Below are 18,717 nucleotides of genomic sequence, written 5' to 3' on the forward strand. Positions count from 1 at the left end.
TTCGTATCTCGGAACTGTGCGGACTGACAGTAGCCGATATTGATTTCAAGAATGAAGTTGTGATTATCGACCACCAGTTATTAAAGAGCAAGGAACAGGGCTACTATATTGAAACGCCTAAGACAAAGAGCGGAACAAGGCAAGTGCCATTAAGCAAGGAAACGATACAAGCATTTCAACGGGTTATGAAGAAACGCCCAAAGGCAGAACCATTTGTGATAGACGGACGGAGCAACTTTCTATTTGTCAATCATAAGGGCAAGCCCAAAGTTGCGATTGATTACAACGCCTTATTTGTCCGTATGGTAAAGAAATACAACAAGCACCACAAGGACAATCCCTTGCCACATATCACACCGCATACGCTACGCCATACGTTCTGCACAAGGCTGGCAAGTAAGAATATGAACCCAAAAGATTTACAGTATATCATGGGGCATTCAAATATCAGTATCACAATGAACTGGTATGCTCATGCGTCCATAGATACCGCAAAATCAGAGGTTCAGCGTCTAATCGCATAAAAAGTATTTACCACGATTTTAACCACGATTGACAGGGAAAATATAAGAAGATAGACCTGGATATGTGAGGTTTACCACAAAAGCAAAATGCCCGTAGAGCCGATAAAATAAGGCTTTGCGGACATTTAAGAAGATATAAAAAGATAGTCAAAAAGACATATATAATTTATAATAACTTATTTTTTAATTTATTAATATATTGACTAGATAGTCCACAATTCATCAAATATGTTTCTATATCTTGATAATGATCTAATATATAATCAATAGCTTTACGTATTGTTTCTGGTTTTGAATACATACATGATAAATCCATATCAGAAGGCATCATATCTAATAACCCTGGTTTTTCTTTTAAATAGGTATATGTTAAGTGGTAGTTTGCTTCAATATCTACATTACTGACACCAGCATTCATAAGCACTAACACTGAGAATCCCTGTTCTATCTTTTCCTGCTGAACAATGAAATAAGCACCCCTCTTTTGCATCTGTTATAAGAGATAAGAGTTGAGCAACCAATTCTTTTTCTTTCAAGAGTTCAACATAAAAATCACCTAAATCAAATTGTTCAAGATTATCCATAATTTTTGTCACATCGTCAATATCCCCACTCATAAATGGTAAATGATAATAGTCTATACCTTCAATATTCATTAATGAATCTGGATGAGCTTGGCATTCTGATTGTGATCTTAAATCAATGACACTATTGACCCCATAATTTAATAAGAACTCAATATCCTGATCTGTAAGTTGAGAAATATCATCACTTCTTAGAAAACGATGCCATTGTGTTATTTGCTTATCCTTTGTATAATATCCACCTAATTCTCTTACATTGTAAGCATTATCTAATGGTAAACGAATTATATTTTGCATTTTTATTCTCCTATTTTGTGTGTAAACGTTTTTTTATATTTACTGTCATAACTTCAAAGATAAACATTGTTACAAAGATAACAACGATAATTGTTGAAATTGCAGGATAATCAAATTTCATGATAGCTTTATTTAATAAATACCCAACACCTCCAACACCCACCATTCCAAGTGATATTCCTTCAGCAATATTATTTTCAAATCTCATTGCAATCCATGAAATGAGTTGTGGCATTGTTTCAACTACAACACCTCTAACAACAATGTTAATCCAATTGGCACCAGTTGATTTTAAAGCTTCAACTCTCTCATAACCATCTTCTTCTAAAGAAGCAGCGAAACTCTTTGTTAAATAACCAACTGTTGGAAAAATGAGTCCAATCATTCCTCCCGTATTTCCAAATCCAACACTGGCAACAACCATAAGTATCCAGACTAAAGCAGGAATGGCACGAATAATAGCAACAATTCCTTTGATTATGCATGCTATATAATGATTAGGGGCTAAATTATCTGCTGCTAAAGCAGCCAATACAAAAGATATGATGGTTCCAATAACCAATGATGTCAAAGCAAGACAGATTGAAACCAAAACTTCTAATAGGATACTTGGAATGAGTGATGCATCAAATACTAACATTCTTGAGATAACTTCTCCAATATTAGTTAATCGATTTAAAAATTTTGTAAAGTCTAAATTTAATAAATGAACACTTATTAAAAATACAAAAATAACAATAATTATAGAGATAAAATAGCGAAGTCCTGTTCCTTTTTTTGTTGTTCTTAGAATATCCATACTCTCTCCTTAATGTACCAATAATCTTATCTTGTTTGTGATAAACTCTGTTAATAAGACAATTGTTACGACAATGATAATAATGGCACAAGCCTCATGGTACTTAAATAATTTAATATTTGTTTGAATAAGAACCCCTATTCCTCCAGCTCCTACCATTCCTAATATTGTAGATGCACGAATATTAATTTCAAAAGAATAAAGTGTCCAATTGATTAAGCTTGGTACAAAACATGGTAACAAGCCATGCCAAAGTATTTGTAAGTCACTTGCTCCACTTGCTTTTAAAGCTTCTAATTTTGAATTGGGAATCTCATTAAGACTGTCACAATAACTACGTGATAAAAATCCAAGAGTGGCAATAATCAAGGCAAGTAAGCCCACTATTTCACCTACTCCAAATGCATAAACCAATAAACTTGCCCAAATTAATACAGGAATATTTCTTAAAAAAGATATAAATGCTCTTACTAACATTCTTAATGGTTTATATGGATTTGTCATCTCACTCATCAACATACCACATAATAAAGAGAAGAATGTTGAAATATATGTTCCTACAACTGCAAATAATATTGTTTCACCAACAGCAGGAGCATACTGAGCAATATTAGAAAAGTCCGGTGGAATAAACTTATGAATAAAGAAAGATACAAATGTTGGAAATCCTAATATCATTTCTAATAAATCTATTTCTAAATAAAGACAACTTAAAGCAAATATAATACTAATGAAAAATGCTAGATAAATTTTTCTGTTTCTTGATGGAATAAGAGCAAGATTACCCATTAGCCATACCTTCTTTTAGAAAAACACTTTGATGTGATTGTTTTAAAACAATCTGTTCTTCTTTACCTTGATATATGTTTTGAATCATTTCATCAGTTAAATCGTTTGGTGTTCCATCATAAACTATACGTCCTGCCTTAATTCCAATAATTCTTGTTGCATACTTTTTTGCAAAATCAACTTGGTGAAGATTAACAATACATGTTAATCCCCTTTCACAAGTCATTTTATAAAGTGTATCCATAACTTTATTTGCAGAATGAGGATCTAGTGATGCAATTGGTTCATCTGCCAATAGAAGTTTGGGATGTTGAATAATCGCTCTACATATTCCAACTCTTTGCATTTGTCCCCCACTAAGTTCATCTGCTCTTTTATACATTTGTTCATCTAACCCAACCTGTTTAAGAAGAGTTGCCGCTTCTTGAATATCTTCTTTGGAAAAACGTCCACACAAGCTATTCATCAGACTCATATGTCCAAGACGCCCATGAAGAACATTTTTGATAACATTTGTTCTTCCAATAAGATTGTAATGTTGAAAAATCATTCCAATCATACTTCTTTGTTTTCTTAAACTTTTGCCTCTCATTTTTTCCATATGAATACCATCAAAAACTATTTCTCCTTGAGATGGATCTATCATTCTGTTAATACAACGGATAAATGTTGATTTACCTGCACCAGATGGACCAATAATGACAACAAATTCACCTTCATGAAATGAAACATTCATGCCTTGTAAAGCATGTGTTGTCTCATTATATACCTTTTCTAAATTCTTAATTTCTAAAATTGGTTTCCCCATCTTATTTATCTCCCATATCAATTTTCAATAATTCTAACATTTCTTTTGCAGGTGTATAAGTCTCATCAGTAACTTCCACAAATCGAATATCTTTATTTTCATGAACAGCTTCAAAATAACTTTCATCATCATATGTCATGAAAAATTCTTTAATCTTATCCTTTAAATCTTGTGGTAAATCACCTCTTACAACATAACAAGGATTTGGAATAACATCAGTTTCTCCAATTACCTTAATATCACTTTCTTTTAATTGTCCTGCTTTCACCATCTGAGTGATAATTGCCTTTGCAACTGCTGCTGCATCATAATCGCCCATAGTCACACCAGTTAATGAAGTTGGATGCCCGCCAGAAAAAGCAACAGTACTAAAGAAATAATCATTAGCTTCTAATTTATCTGTATCTAATTGAAGTTCTTTGATTAATTTGGCTTTTGGATATAAATAACCAGATGAAGATGCTTGATCTACAAATGCAAAAGTTTTCCCTTTTAAATCTTTTAAAGAATTAATATCATCTCGATCTGCTTTTGTAATAAATGCTGTCTTATAATCTGCAGCTGTTGGTGTTGATACTAACAACTCAGCATTTGCTCTTTCCTTTGCCTGGAAATAACTCATTGGAGAAACCAGCATAACATCTACATTTTTGCTTGCCATACCTTCAATACCAGCTGTATAATCAGTACCTTCAACAGACCCTACTTCAATTCCTAGATATTCTGATAATGCTGCTGCAAATTTTTCATGTTGTGAATCAGCATTGGGATTATTTTCATTTGGCATTTGTGCCAAGACAATTTTTTCTGGCCATTTATTGGCTGTATCTTTATTTGATGTAGAGCAACCTGCACTTCCTAATATACATACCATTGCTAGTGATAAAGTCACTATTTTTTTTAATTTTTTCATTATAAATTTCCTCCCTGTCTTTTGACACATTTATCATAACAGCAAAATTTATACAGTGTGTTAAAATTTAATTAAGTGTTCGTAAAATATACATTATGTTTAAATTTACAAGAAAAGAGTATTTGAAATCATTTAAAAATGCTATAGTATAGATGCAAGGAGTGAGTGATATGGGGAATAAATATCAAAATCATTATCAAATTCAAATTAATAATATCTTAGATCAAACTCAGAACTTATGTATTGAAAAAGGGATAGATAACGTTTCAATTGTAGATATTGCAAGAAGTTGTCATATTACACGTACAACAGTATATAACTATTTTGACAGTAAGGAAGATATTCTTTGGGCCATATTTTATCGTCATCAGTCATCTATGTATGAAAAATGTGTAACAGCAATCAAACAAGCCTCTACAACATATGAAAAATTTCAGGCCTATGCATATACAACACTTTCACTCTATAAAGAAAATATATACTATCCTATTTTCATGGATATATTCGGTTCAATCTATATGAGTGCAAGTGCAAAAAAAGATTATCAATGGGATAATCCTTACAATGAATATCAAGTAAAACCTGGTGATATGGTTGCTTTATTATCTAAAAACTTTCATGATGGAAGTGTTAAATCTACACTTGATCCAAAATTATCAACAGTATCATTTGTTTATGCTATTTCATCACTTATTGATTTTTTATATAAAAGCAATGAAGCTATACAAACAAAATATCAACTAGACTTCGAATCTGTTGCTTTCACACAAATCCAATGGCTGCTTAATGAATTAAAGAATAAATAAAAAGATTGAGAATTGAATTTTCAATCTTTTTATTTATTCAGATATCTTTAAGATACTTTTTTAACTTCAATCTTTTGTTCCAACAAATATTGTTCACATTGAATAGGAATAGCACTATCAGTGACGACACAAGAGACATCATGTGTTGGCAATAAATTAACAAGACCAATATTTTGAAATTTAGAAGACTCTGTCACAACAATGACATGCTTTGCTTGTTTAGACATGTCTCTTACTGTTTCACTTCTCATATAATCATTTCCTGTAAATCCTGATGCCTCTGAAAAGCCATCAGTACCAATAAAAAATTTATCTACAAAGAATGCTTCCACACATTTACGAGTTAACGGTCCAACCATGACCTGAGATTCTAATTGATATTCTCCACCTAGAAGGATAATTCGAATCTTTTCAGTCTTTCTAACATAATCAGCAATAAAAGCTGAATTTGTAATTATTGTTATTTCTTTTCTTGTCTTGGCTATCTCCAATGCCAATAAAGCACAGCATGAGCCAGATTCAATCATAATTGTTTCACCATCTCGAATGGATTCACAGGCCAATTTGGCAATCTTTTGTTTAACATCATAATGATAAGCCAATCTGTTATTCATATCATCACTTGAATTTAATGTGGCAAATCCATGAGCTCTTAAAATAAGTCCAGCATTCTCTAACTGGTCTAAATCTTTACGGATTGTTACCTGTGAAACATGAAGCAGTTCTGATAACTCAGTGACTTCTACTCTTTTTTGTTCAGTCAATAATTCCAATATTTGTGTATGTCTTTCTGACATCTTTGCCATATATATCACTCATTTCTTGTTTTACCTTAACATATAAAAGTTTCAAATGCAACTCTAAATGATTTCATCCTAACCTATTTTATCCAAAGAAAAAAAGTAATCTGAAGATTACTCTTTTATTGCTTGGATGGCATTTACGTGCCATTGAACAATTCTAACAACCATAGCCAATGTATGTTCTGATTTTATTTGGCTTTTTATAATCATTACAACAATGAATAGGAGTATGAGGTCAACTATAGTTATTCGTTATCATTCATGATCCAAGTTCTTATACACAATATAATCTTTTATGATTAATTCACATCAATCACTTAAATTATGAATTGTTTCATCACATAAGTTAGTCTTTGCTAACTCTTATATTTATAATACCTCTTTTCCCTGCACTTGTCAATATGTTTTGAATAATTATACAAACACAGGCTAAAATGTTCTTGAGTTTATTTTGTTTTCTTCATAATATATTGATTCGTACTTATTCTAAGATGAAAACACTCATTATTCTCATTTAACTACATTAATTGAACTTAACTCCCATTCATGAGAACATGTTCCTCTTTAGCATCTTATCAAATATAATGGCATTAACATGATCATTCCATACATAGTTTATAACAATTAAAATTGTATGTAGATATGATGAAATAAGTTTATTACTTACTCTTTTATTGATATAATATGATACCCTACTTTTTCTATAGCATCATGCAATTTTTGATTCACAATTTCTCTATCATATGAAACAATAGCAATGTGATCTTCAACATTGACTTTAGCACTAGCACCTTCAATTTTATTAATGGATTCAGCAACTTTGACAGCACAACGAGGACAATGCATTCCAGAAATATGAATCGTCTTATAGCCAATAACTGCTTCCTGAAGTTTTTTATCTGGTATTTTTGAATGATCTGAACAACATCCACCATCCCCCTTAAAGTGTTGAGATGAATTTTTAATTGCCAAAATAACAACTCCTATTAATAATAAAATAATAATAATCGTAGACATATATAACCTCCTAACAAAAAGCAGAGCTAGCGATGTAGCTCTTGCTTTCTATATTCTTCAAACAATGATTTGGAATCATGGCATAATGAATGGCTACCACAAGCGCCACAATCACCACCACATGATGATTTCCCACTTTTTTTATCCTTAATAATCGTTCTTACAGAGAACGATATAATCAAGATAAGTACACATAAAACCAATAATGTTGATAGATTCATTATGTCCACCTCCTTTGTTAATGAACTGAATATTGAACTTCTAATTTTTCTGAAGATTTTCCTTTTCTAACAAGCAAGAAAATCATACCTACAAGAACAATCAATGCAACAATAGTTCCAATACCGAAAACTCCATTGATAATAAGATTTCCAAGTTGGTAAATGATAAGGGCAACCGCATATGCGAATACACATTGATATATAATTGCAAAAGCTGTCCATTTTGCATTGTTCATTTCTCTTTTCATAGCTCCCATTGCGGCAAAACAAGGTGCACACAATAAGTTAAATGCTAAAAATGAATATGCAGATAGCGCTGTGAAACTCACAGCAAGTGTTCCCCAAATCTCAACACCATCCTCTGCTACTTCAGCAAATCCGTACAATTGCCCAAATGTAGCAACAACATTCTCTTTAGCAACCAAACCAGTAATACTCGCAACAGCTGCTTTCCATTCACCCCAACCAAGTGGTGTAAAGATCCAAGCAAATGTTTGTCCAATTGTAGCTAACAAACTATTGTTAATATCATCAACCATAGCAAATCCACTATCTTCAAATCCAAATGATTGTAAGAACCAAATCACAATTGTAGATAATAAGATAACAGTTCCAGCCTTTTTAATAAAAGACCATCCTCTTTCCCACATACTTCTTAAAACGTTTAATACTCTAGGAGCATGATATGCTGGCATTTCCATTACAAAAGGTGCTGGATCTCCAACAAATAATTTTGTTTTCTTTAAAATAATTCCAGAAACAATGATAGCTCCAACACCTAAGAAATAAGCACTAGGCGATACCCAAGAGGCTCCATCAAACAAAGCTCCTGCAATCAAAGCAATAATAGGTAATTTCGCACCACATGGAATGAAAGTTGTTGTCATAATTGTCATTTTACGATCACGATCACTTTCAATCGTACGACTAGCCATAATGCCAGGTACTCCACATCCACTACCTATAAGCATTGGAATGAATGATTTTCCAGATAATCCAAATTTTCTAAAGATTCTATCCATGATAAATGCAACACGTGCCATATATCCGCAATCTTCTAATATTGCTAAAAATATAAATAACACTAACATTTGTGGAACAAATCCTAACACTGCACCAACTCCTGCCACAATACCATCAAGGATTAAGCTTTGAAGCCATGCTGCACAATTAATTGAGACTAGGAATCCTTCAATTGCTGGTGGAATCATTTCACCAAAGAGAACATCATTTGTCCAATCGGTTACAAATGTTCCTACTGATGTTACAGAGACGTAATAAACAATAAACATAACCAATGCAAAGATTGGTAAAGCTAAGATACGATTAGTAACAATTCTATCAATCTTATCAGATGTTGTTAAACTTTCACGATTGGCTTTTACATAACAATCTTTAATAATCTTTGTGATATAACTATATCTCGCATCAGTAATAATACTTTCGCTATCATCATCCATCTTCTTTTCAATAGCTTGTATAAGGCTTTCATCTTCAACCTTTGTATTTAATGAAGAAATGATTTTATCATCACGTTCAAATAATTTTATACTATAGAATAAAGTAATATGTTGATCAATACTTCTAGGTAATAAGTGTGATAATTGATCTAAAACTGAATTTATTTCTTTGTCATAAATATTTTTAGCTTCAAAAGAACGATGAGCACTTTCTTTTACCTTTGCCATAACCTCATCTATACCCTTATTTTTAAGAGCTGATATAGGCATAACTGGACATCCTAGTTCTTTTGACAATTGAACGTAATTCACTTTATCTCCACGCTTTTCAATAACATCAAGCATGTTGATTGCCACCACAACTGGAATTCCCAATTCAAGGAGTTGGGTTGTTAAATATAAGTTACGCTCTAAATTAGAACCATCAACAATATTTAATATAACATCAACTTTTTCATTTAATAAATATTCACGAGAAACAACTTCCTCTAATGTATAAGGTGATAACGAATAAATACCTGGTAAATCAGTAATCTTGATTTCCTTATCTCCTTTATATTTTCCTTCTTTTTTCTCAACTGTAACTCCTGGCCAATTTCCAACAAATTGATTTGCACCCGTTAAAGCATTAAATAATGTTGTTTTTCCACTGTTTGGATTACCAGCTAATGCAACTTGTATACTCATATTTTTCCTCCTCTTTAGTTACCCATAACTAACTCTAGTATCATTTTAAATGCTGCTTAATCTACATCAATCATAGCAGCATCGGCTTTTCTTAACGATAATTCATATCCTCTCACAGTCACTTCTATCGGATCCCCTAATGGAGCTACTTTTCTTACGAAAACTTCAACGCCCTTAGTTATACCCATATCCATAATTCTTCGTTTTGTTGCACCTTGACCATTTAACTTCTTGACAGTCACTGTATCTCCAACTTTGACTTCCTTTAATGTCATAACTTTCCCCCCCTCCTTAAATCATGATTTTTTTAGCAAGTTCTTCACTAATTGCGACTCTAGAGTCTTTTATATTTACAATTAAATTTCCGTTATTCTTTGTGATAATTGAAACAGAGCTTCCTGGAACAAAACCAAGATTTTCAAGATGACGTTTGGTTTCATTTCCTCCACCCACTTTTTTTATAATATTTTCTTTATTTAAATCAGCAAATGTTAATGGCATCATGTCTACCTCTCTTTCTTATCAGTATAAAACTGATATCACTTTCCAAACAAAGTTAGCAAAACCTAACCAAACATTTATAAATATAAGTTAGCGAACTCTAACTTCAAACTTAGAATACTCCTCTTTCTTAAATTTGTCAATATATGAAAGCATAAAAATAGAATAATTTTATTTATAACAGAGACATAAAAAAACTTCAACGAAATAAAAATAATCATTATTCCGTTAAAGCTTTTATTATTTATTTAATAAATCTTTTCTTTTTTTATCTAAAATTAAGACAATTCCACTTACTAATGCTAAACTCGCTATAGATATCCATAAAATTGTTTGATTTTCATCACTCGTTTTCACATTTGTTGGATTTTTTTCAAGATTATCTGTTGAATTGATTTCAACATTTTCCTCATATACCAAAGCATATGTTGAGAACCTATCTGTAGAAAAAGACAATGTTCCATCACTGTTTAGAGTTGTTGCTAATTTATCTGCTTTTCCATCATGAAGACGTATAACATAGAATGTTTTTCCCTCAGCCTTAAGATTGCTTGGTAAAGTTAATGTATAAGTGATAGGCTTATTTAATTGATATAAACTTCCTAATTCCTCATTGTTATTAGCAATCAACATCATGCTCAAATCAATATATTGTACAATTTTTGGTGAAGTTTGTGTAGTTCCATTAGAAACTTTTAAAACATCTTTTATTTTTTGAAGTTCTTCTTGTTTTATGGCACTCTCTTGTAGTATTTGAGATTTAGCTTTTACAGTAATTGTTTGATTATCTAAAATGGCTTTTTCAACTTTATAAGCTGTTTCATGACTTAAAATATTTTCAGCAACTTGTTGCCCATTCAATATATCTTTAACGATATCATTAACTGTATTGATAATTGTTGTTTGTGAATTGTTATCACTAATTCCTACTTTTACTGTTGTATCTGGTTTTGATAAATCAACATTTGGTATATCTGCCTTAATTGCTTGAACTGTAACTTTACAGTTTGCACTGAAAGAACCTACTTTTGCAGTAATAATTGCAGTTCCTTCTTTTACTGCTGTTATCACTCCATTGGCATTAACAGTTGCAATTTTGGAATCACTTGAACTCCAAGTGACTTGGTCAAGTGTTGTAGAAGGTGTAACAGTAGCTTTTAAAGCTAATTCAGATCCTACAAGTAATGTTTTCTTTGCTTCTGAAAGTGTGATACCTGTTGCACTTTTAGCAACCTTATATACATTATTAACTTTTACACAACTATAACCTTGCTCTAAAAAAGCATTGACATCGTTATCAAATTGACCACCTGATATTATCGTATTAACTTGACCAGTTGGTGAATTTTCTCCTATTTTATCAGCTCCAAAATTCCCTTCAAAAGTACCACCGCTAATATGATTAACAGTTGTTCCACCTTGTGTGTCAAAATAATTAGCAAACACATAATTATCCTTTAAAGATTGCTTAAAATGTCCACCAGTGATTGTTGTTTTTGCTGGTCCTTTCCAAAATCTTGTTAGAATTGTATAATTACCACCATCAAATGTACCATCTTCAATTGTTGCAACACCACTATTTTGAATATTTGCAAAGCTTTTGTCAGAAGTACAATGATATGTACCACCTTTTATTGTTAAATTCCCATAGACTTGAGCACTGCTATCATCATTCTTAATGACAATCCCAGAATCTGTAAAAGTTCCATCATGAATTGTCATTGTTCCTAAGTTACGAATCAAAGCAGAATTCTTAGTTCCATTTTGTTCCTTTTCATTATTTATATCATCTGTATATGTTCCATTTACAATATTCAGAGTTCCTGAGTTATCAATTAAATAACCATATCCCTCTTTAGTTAATGTCCCATTCCCTTTAATTTCAAGACTTCCTTGTACAGTTAGACCAGGACCATTATCTTTCTGTAAAGTCAATTTTTTACCATTTAAATCTAATTGGATAGTCTTTCCCTTTTCGACAACCATTTGTTGCTGTGTCAAGTTTTCTTGTAATATAATATGACCACTACCATTTTGAATAGCATCATCTAATGTAGAAAATGTCTTCCCATTACTATCCAATATTGGACTGTTAGCAGCATTTACATGACTTGGTATACTACTCATCACCAATGTAAGTGCTCCAGCAACGATGATACCTATAAACCTATTTGTTTTTATACCTCTCACTTTCAAATCCTCCTTTTATAAAATTCTTGTTCATTAATTTGTACTTAAATGAACCTTCAAAAATGATAAGAATTTTCATATTTTGAGGTAAAAAAAGACATTTATCTCATGATAAATGTCCAGTCCGTAAAGGTACAGATAAACGAACTTCATGACTAAATGAAATCCTTATAATAATCACACCCTTTACAATCCTATTTACTTAAGTTCATTATATCTTTTTATATCCTTTTTTTCAATAAAAATATCAATCTCCAAGATAGGATAACTATCTTATGACAAATAAAAAAAGAGATACAGTCATCAATATTATAACTGTATCTCAAATGTATTCCCTTCAACAAATAAATGTATTGTCCCCTTTTCAGATAAAACACTATTCTTTACAGGCATAGCCAAATACAATGTACGTGTTTGTAATGGCTCTATCTTTCCTGTTTTTGATACAGATTTATGATTTTCACTTTCTATAATAATTTGTGACTTAATCTGTTCTTGCCCTATTGTATATTCACAATAAATATAATCACTTGGATCTAGTGAACTATCTGTAGTATTTTTAATATCAATTTGTAAAATAACAAATGTTTCATCTTCATGATCAGTTGGAATATAACTGTAGAAGAAACCTTTATTAGAAGGCTCAATTTTATTCGATTGTGTTATATTATTTAAAGCAATTTGCGTTTGCTTAAGAGTTAAAATATCACCCAATGATTTGCTATCATTATTAACAATATGTTGTTCTGTTGTGAATGTATATTGAAATTCATGCTCATCTAAAACTTTAAATTGGAGACTTGCTTCTTCTTTAACTTGCTCCTTAGGAACTTCACAATAAAGATGTACATATCTTGTTTCATTTGTTTTTAAAGTATCTGTTGTACTCATTTGATTATAATTGACTGTTTCTATAGCATGTTTCATTGGATATGATTCTTTATTGATTTCAAATTGTCCATTAAATATATCTGTCATCTTCATTTCATTTTTTGATAAATTAACTGTTTTAACAACCATATCTATAAAAATATTATTTTCATCTGATAACTTAATATATTTATATGTTTTATTTTTATTTGAGGGTGCAATTTGTTGACTGACTTCTGTTTTCATAACTTCAAATTCTAACTGATCTTGATATGTATATGAATTTGCTTCTTTCAATATCTCCACTTCAGTTTGTTTTTGACAACCCATCAAGCAACAAGCAATACCTAGCAATATTCCTATTTTTTTCACAATTATCATTCCCCTTTTTCTTTATTCTAGCATATTTTACAATTAATTCCTACCAAACATTAAACCAAGAACAAAGAAATAAATAATCATATAAGACTTAAAAAGGATAGAAATTCTATCCTTTTGTCTCACAACTTCGTTATTCAACAACTCTTACTTTAATAACATTTTCCAAACTTTCAAACTCTTTTGTTCCTACAACATCGTTTGTATCAATAATTGTATAAGCATAATCATCCTTAGCTTTATTTACCATATTTTCAATGTTAATTTCTTGATTAGCTAAAAGAGTGGCAAATTGTGCTAACATGTTTGGTACATTTTTATGAATCAAACAAATACGATACTTTGTCGTGCGTGGTTCGTTAATAGTTGGGAAGTTAACTGAATTCACAATATTACCACTTTCTAGATAATCCTTTATCTCTTTTACTGCCATGCGGGCACAATTATCTTCTGATTCTGGCGTAGAAGCACCCAAGTGTGGCATGACAATCACATTTTCATGATCAATGATATCTGGTGTTGCAAAGTCAGTAATATACTTGGCAACTTTTCCAGAATCAATAGCAGTCAAAACATCTTGTGCATTGACTAAATCCCCTCTTGCAAAGTTCAAAATACGAACTCCATCTTTCATCATTGCAATACTTTCTTGATTAATAATCCCTTTTGTCTCTTTTGTGCTAGGTGCATGTAATGTAATATAATCACATTCACTAAAAATCGTTTCTACATTTTGAGCATTCTTAACCCATTTACTCATTCCCCATGCAGCATTAACTGAAATATATGGATCAAATCCATAAACTTCCATCCCCAATTTGATTGCAGCATTAGCAACATGAACCCCTATTGCACCTAAACCAATAATTCCTAATTTTCTACCTTCTATCTCTGGTCCTACAAACTGGCTTTTTCCCTTTTCCACCAATTTTGCAGCATCCTCATTCCCCTTAAGAGTTTTAACCCAATCAATCCCCTCTACTACCTTACGTGATGATAAGAAAAGTCCACATAATACTAACTCTTTAACTGCATTTGCATTCGCTCCTGGCGTATTAAAGACAACAATCCCCTCATTGCTGCACTTTTCAAGTGGTATATTATTAACACCTGCTCCAGCTCTTGCAATTGCTTTTAAATTATCATTCAATTCATATTCATGCATTGATGCAGAACGTACCAATACACCATCTTCTTTTTCAACATCTTCCCCAACAAGATATTGGTCATCAAATTGACCGACTCCAACTGGAGAAATTTTATTTAATAATTTAATATTATACATATATATCTCCTATTTATTCTCTTCTTCAAATTTTTTCATAAAATCAAGCAATGTTTGAACTCCATCCAATGGCATAGCATTATAGATAGATGCACGAATTCCTCCTACAGAACGATGTCCTTTTAAATTAGACATTCCAGCTGCAATAGATTCTTTAACAAATTTAGCATCCAAATCTTTATTAGGACAAGTAAATGTCACATTCATAAATGAACGATTATCTTTATCACTATGAACATGATAGAAGTCTGATTGATCTAAATAGTCATATAATAATTTCGCTTTCTCTTCATTTCTTTTTTGCATAACTTCTAATCCACCTAAACTATCAATCCATTCAAGCATTAAACCAAGCACATAGATTGAGAAAGTTGGTGGGGTATTGTACATTGAATCATTATCTGCAATTGTATTATATTCCATCAGAACTGGAATATTCTCTTTATGGTCCTTAATAAGATCTTCTCTTACAATAACTACACCTAATCCTGCGATACCCATATTTTTTTGTGCACCTGCATAAATCATCCCATAATCAGCAACATTGATTGGTTTAGACAAGATATTAGATGACATATCAGCGACAACTGGTACCCCTTTTGTATCTGGTACGTATTTCCATTCTGTTCCAAAAATTGTGTTATTAGAACATAAATGAACATAAGATGCATCTTCTCTTAAATCTAATTCCTCTTGTGTAGGAATATGTTTAAAGCCATTATCAGCACCATTGTAAGCAATATGAATATCACCAAATTTTTTAGCTTCTTGAGCACTTTTTTTAGAGAAAGCTCCAGTAACAATATAATCAGCTTTTCCATTTTTCATTAAGTTTAATGGAATAGTTGAAAATTGTTGTGTTGCTCCGCCTTGTATAAATAAGATTTTATAGTTATCTGGTATATTTAATACCTTTTTTAATAATGCCTTTGTTTCATTAAAGATTTCTAAATAGGACGACGATCTATGGCTCATTTCCATAACGCTCATTCCACTATCTTTATAGTTCAACATTTGAGCAGCTACTTTTTCTAATACTGGTACAGGTAGTGTTGATGGACCTGCTGAGAAATTGTAAACTCTTTTTTCTGTCATATTGACGTCCTCCTTTATAATGTTGTTGCTATTATATTTGATAAAAACAAATTTGTCCAGTGATATTATTAAAAAACACAAATTTTTATTATTTTTTATTTGAATTGTATACAATTACAAACAATTCTTTATATAATATGCAAAATAAGAAAAAAAAGAACCATGTGGTTCTATCTTACTCATAAAAATAATATTTTTGATCACACATAGATTTTGCTTTATACATAGCCATATCTGCTTTATGAAAAAATTCCTCATATGTGTCTTGACCATTATAATTAACAATACCAATACTTATTGAAAAAGGCATAATTTGATATTGAGATGTAACTTGAGTTAAAAGATAATCTATCTTATCAATAAGATTATCTTTTTTCATTGTTTTAAGATAAACAATGAATTCATCTCCTCCAATTCTCCCTATAATTTCATTCTGAAAAACGCTCGTTAATTCAGCAGCAAATCCTTTGAGAATTTTATCACCTTCTAAATGTCCATATTGATCATTTAATTTTTTAAAGCAATCAATATCTAACATCAATAAAGTTCCTTTCCCATGTAAAAGAATATTTTCCTCTATTCTTTTTTCAACTGTCACTTTATTATAGAGATGTGTTAACCCATCCTTTTGGGATACATCTAATAGATAACTTTCATATTGTTTCATGTCATCAATGTCAGTCATATAACCATCTATCCGTACTAACCTTTTATTCTTATAAATATATTGATATTCTAGTATCACCCATGAACCATTTAGATTTAATTGAACCCTCCCATAACAAGCTCCTTGTCCAGAAAGAATATTATCAAATAAATCATTATATGATGTCTCTAATCTATGTTTGGTGATATTAAAATACCTTTGACACCTTGGAACAACATATATATTGTGATTCTGGGGATTATATTGGAAAATAACAATATTTTGAAAGTGTTCTAATAAATAAATATGACAAGAATGAAATAGTAAGAACATTAATCTTTCTTTAAATCTTTGATATATATTCATAAAACACCTCCTTTGTTACAGATTGTAGACATTCTGTAACAAGCGAGTTATACTTTATTTAAGTAGTTTTCTTGGATATAATGGTTCATTTTGTTTTTATAGTTACTGTTACAAAAATTCTACATTTTGTGACAAATTAAATTATTTTTTGGTATTCTCTTTCTTTTGCTCGCCGTAAAAACGTTTGATAAGATATACCTAATTTCTGAGCTGCTTTTCTTGAAGAAATCTGGCCTTGATGCCATAGACATGCATAATCAATAAATTCTGGAGACAATTGAATACGATCTGGTCCAAAATGAACTCCTCTCGCTTTAGCTGCTGCAATACCTTCTGCTTGCCGTTGATGAATAAATTCTCTTTCTGTCTGTGCAACATAACTTAGTAATTGTAAAACAATATCTGATATAAGCGTTCCTATTAAATCTTGATCTTTCCTAGTATCTAATAATGGCATATCCAATACAACTATACTAATATGTTTCTCTTTTGTTAAAGTTCTCCATTGTTCAATAATTTCATCATAATTCCTACCTAAACGATCTATACTTTTAATAAACAATATATCTCCTGTTTTTAGCTTTTTAGTCAATTTTAAATACTTTGGTCTCAGAAAGTCTTTACCTGATTGTTTTTCAATAATAATATGAGAATCTTCTATACCAAAATTTCTCATTGCTATAACTTGTCTCTCTTCATTTTGATCTTTACTAGACACTCTTACATATCCATAAATCATTTCTTTCATTATTTTAACCTCCTTCTTTCATTATTGTAGGCAAAACAACTTTGAAGCAAACAAAAAAGCATATATCAAATATATGCTAAATTTTATTTCTTTCTTCTGCATCCTTTATATAACTTCCAACATCAGCAGGTTTATGTGCATCAGAAGCAGTAATTAATTGTACATGATTTTTTTTAAAGTTTTCTAAAAGTTCATCAGACAAGCCTTTATCTGGATGATTATACCTATAATAACAACCTGTATTATTTTCTGCTTTCATATGATGTTCATTTAAAAGTTCAGATAATCTCTGATATGTTGGTTTTAAGTCATATGTTGGATAAATTTCAAATAATTTAATTGTATCTGGATGTGCAAGTTGAGTAAATAAATCAGATTCAATTAATTGAAATATCAATTCATAATATCTTTTATAAATATGATTAACATCATATTTATCCCATAGTAAAGCTTTTGAAAATCCCATATCATATAATATTCCATCGATAGAATGAATAGCCCCTACTAGAAAATCAAAATGGTATTGTGATAAAATATTTCTAATGAATTCTTCATGTTGTGGAACATAACATACTTCTAATCCATATGTTACTTTTATAGGCAAATCCATTGCCTTGACATCTTCCATCAAATTAACAAAATCAGCAAGATGGTCCTTGAATTTCATCTTTTTATTTTCTAACCATGTTTTTTGGACCTCATAATCCTTAAGTTCCATATAAATAGGTTCAAACTCAATAAAGCGGTGTGTATGATCTAAGATTTGAATTTTATCAATTCCTTTTTTATGTGCTTCTTCAACAAATTCTAATACATATTCTTTTGTAAGCGGACCATTTTCTAAATGCATATGACCATCTATCATGTTTATTCCCCCTTATTCCCCTTCTTTTTGCTTATTATATTTTTATATATTCTATTTGTAAATAA

19 protein-coding genes and 1 pseudogene are annotated in these 18,717 nt (G+C 30.9%); 2 read left to right on the plus strand and 18 right to left on the minus strand.

Translation table 11 applies throughout. From position 1 onward, the window contains the following. The coding region (locus AC5M21_RS03435) for a site-specific integrase (protein WP_493531472.1) at positions 1-524 on the plus strand (524 nt) is incomplete at its 5' end. Between the two features lie 166 nt (positions 525-690). Here AC5M21_RS03435 and AC5M21_RS03440 read toward each other — a convergent pair. The 5 genes and pseudogenes from AC5M21_RS03440 to AC5M21_RS03460 form a co-directional block, all read right to left on the minus strand. Next, a pseudogene (locus AC5M21_RS03440) lies at positions 691-1,405 on the minus strand (tyrosine-protein phosphatase). 10 nt (positions 1,406-1,415) lie between these two features. Further along, on the minus strand, positions 1,416-2,204 hold the full coding sequence (locus AC5M21_RS03445) for a PhnE/PtxC family ABC transporter permease (RefSeq protein ID WP_008788882.1): 789 nt from the start codon (positions 2,202-2,204) through the stop codon (positions 1,416-1,418). Positions 2,205-2,213: 9 nt separating this feature from the next. Then, complete coding sequence (gene phnE / locus AC5M21_RS03450) at positions 2,214-2,993, minus strand: phosphonate ABC transporter, permease protein PhnE (RefSeq protein WP_008788883.1); 780 nt, start codon at positions 2,991-2,993, stop codon at positions 2,214-2,216. Continuing rightward, the gene (gene phnC / locus AC5M21_RS03455) at positions 2,986-3,801 is read right to left on the minus strand and encodes a phosphonate ABC transporter ATP-binding protein (protein WP_008788884.1); all 816 of its coding nucleotides are present in this window, start codon (positions 3,799-3,801) and stop codon (positions 2,986-2,988) included. The genes phnE and phnC overlap by 8 nt, the downstream gene beginning before the upstream one ends. A 1-nt stretch (position 3,802) precedes the next feature. Beyond that, the gene (locus AC5M21_RS03460) at positions 3,803-4,714 is read right to left on the minus strand and encodes a phosphate/phosphite/phosphonate ABC transporter substrate-binding protein (RefSeq protein ID WP_017143989.1); all 912 of its coding nucleotides are present in this window, start codon (positions 4,712-4,714) and stop codon (positions 3,803-3,805) included. A 170-nt stretch (positions 4,715-4,884) separates the two neighbouring features. On the opposite strand from AC5M21_RS03460, the gene AC5M21_RS03465 reads away from it, so the two are divergent. Further along, entirely contained in the window at positions 4,885-5,520 is a 636-nt protein-coding gene (locus tag AC5M21_RS03465) for a TetR/AcrR family transcriptional regulator (RefSeq protein WP_008788886.1), read from the plus strand. A gap of 47 nt (positions 5,521-5,567) precedes the next feature. On the opposite strand, the gene AC5M21_RS03470 is transcribed toward AC5M21_RS03465, so the two are convergent. The 13 genes from AC5M21_RS03470 to AC5M21_RS03530 form a co-directional block, all read right to left on the minus strand. Then, positions 5,568-6,317, minus strand: a complete 750-nt coding sequence (locus tag AC5M21_RS03470; protein WP_008788887.1) for a DeoR/GlpR family DNA-binding transcription regulator — start codon at positions 6,315-6,317, stop codon at positions 5,568-5,570. Between the two features lie 669 nt (positions 6,318-6,986). Further along, positions 6,987-7,340 (minus strand): heavy-metal-associated domain-containing protein, encoded by a 354-nt coding sequence (locus AC5M21_RS03475; protein ID WP_008788888.1) that lies wholly within the window; start codon positions 7,338-7,340, stop codon positions 6,987-6,989. Between the two features lie 26 nt (positions 7,341-7,366). Further along, positions 7,367-7,561, minus strand: a complete 195-nt coding sequence (locus AC5M21_RS03480) for a FeoB-associated Cys-rich membrane protein (protein ID WP_008788889.1) — start codon at positions 7,559-7,561, stop codon at positions 7,367-7,369. Positions 7,562-7,578: 17 nt separating this feature from the next. Next, positions 7,579-9,708 carry a ferrous iron transport protein B gene (gene feoB / locus AC5M21_RS03485; RefSeq protein WP_008788890.1) on the minus strand — a complete coding sequence of 710 codons (2,130 nt, stop codon included), beginning with the start codon at positions 9,706-9,708 and terminating at the stop codon, positions 7,579-7,581. Between the two features lie 56 nt (positions 9,709-9,764). Next, on the minus strand, positions 9,765-9,983 hold the full coding sequence (locus AC5M21_RS03490; RefSeq protein ID WP_008788891.1) for a FeoA family protein: 219 nt from the start codon (positions 9,981-9,983) through the stop codon (positions 9,765-9,767). Positions 9,984-9,999: 16 nt separating this feature from the next. Beyond that, entirely contained in the window at positions 10,000-10,212 is a 213-nt protein-coding gene (locus AC5M21_RS03495) for a FeoA family protein (RefSeq protein WP_008788892.1), read from the minus strand. Between the two features lie 237 nt (positions 10,213-10,449). Continuing rightward, positions 10,450-12,399 (minus strand): Ig-like domain-containing protein, encoded by a 1,950-nt coding sequence (locus AC5M21_RS03500; RefSeq protein WP_054690535.1) that lies wholly within the window; start codon positions 12,397-12,399, stop codon positions 10,450-10,452. A 309-nt stretch (positions 12,400-12,708) separates the two neighbouring features. Further along, positions 12,709-13,650, minus strand: a complete 942-nt coding sequence (locus AC5M21_RS03505) for a hypothetical protein (RefSeq protein WP_008788894.1) — start codon at positions 13,648-13,650, stop codon at positions 12,709-12,711. Positions 13,651-13,780: 130 nt separating this feature from the next. Further along, complete coding sequence (locus tag AC5M21_RS03510) at positions 13,781-14,932, minus strand: phosphoglycerate dehydrogenase (protein WP_008788895.1); 1,152 nt, start codon at positions 14,930-14,932, stop codon at positions 13,781-13,783. 9 nt (positions 14,933-14,941) lie between these two features. Continuing rightward, positions 14,942-16,027 (minus strand): 3-phosphoserine/phosphohydroxythreonine transaminase, encoded by a 1,086-nt coding sequence (serC, locus tag AC5M21_RS03515; protein ID WP_008788896.1) that lies wholly within the window; start codon positions 16,025-16,027, stop codon positions 14,942-14,944. Positions 16,028-16,202: 175 nt separating this feature from the next. Next, positions 16,203-17,039, minus strand: coding sequence for a GGDEF domain-containing protein (locus tag AC5M21_RS03520; RefSeq protein WP_008788897.1), 837 nt, complete (start codon positions 17,037-17,039; stop codon positions 16,203-16,205). Between the two features lie 136 nt (positions 17,040-17,175). Continuing rightward, positions 17,176-17,787: a recombinase family protein gene (locus AC5M21_RS03525; protein ID WP_008788898.1), complete on the minus strand. Its 612-nt coding sequence runs from the start codon at positions 17,785-17,787 to the stop codon at positions 17,176-17,178. Between the two features lie 76 nt (positions 17,788-17,863). Beyond that, positions 17,864-18,652: a PHP domain-containing protein gene (locus AC5M21_RS03530; RefSeq protein ID WP_008788899.1), complete on the minus strand. Its 789-nt coding sequence runs from the start codon at positions 18,650-18,652 to the stop codon at positions 17,864-17,866. Between the last annotated feature and the right edge of the window lie 65 nt (positions 18,653-18,717).

It is taken from the genome of Coprobacillus sp. (assembly GCF_984815275.1).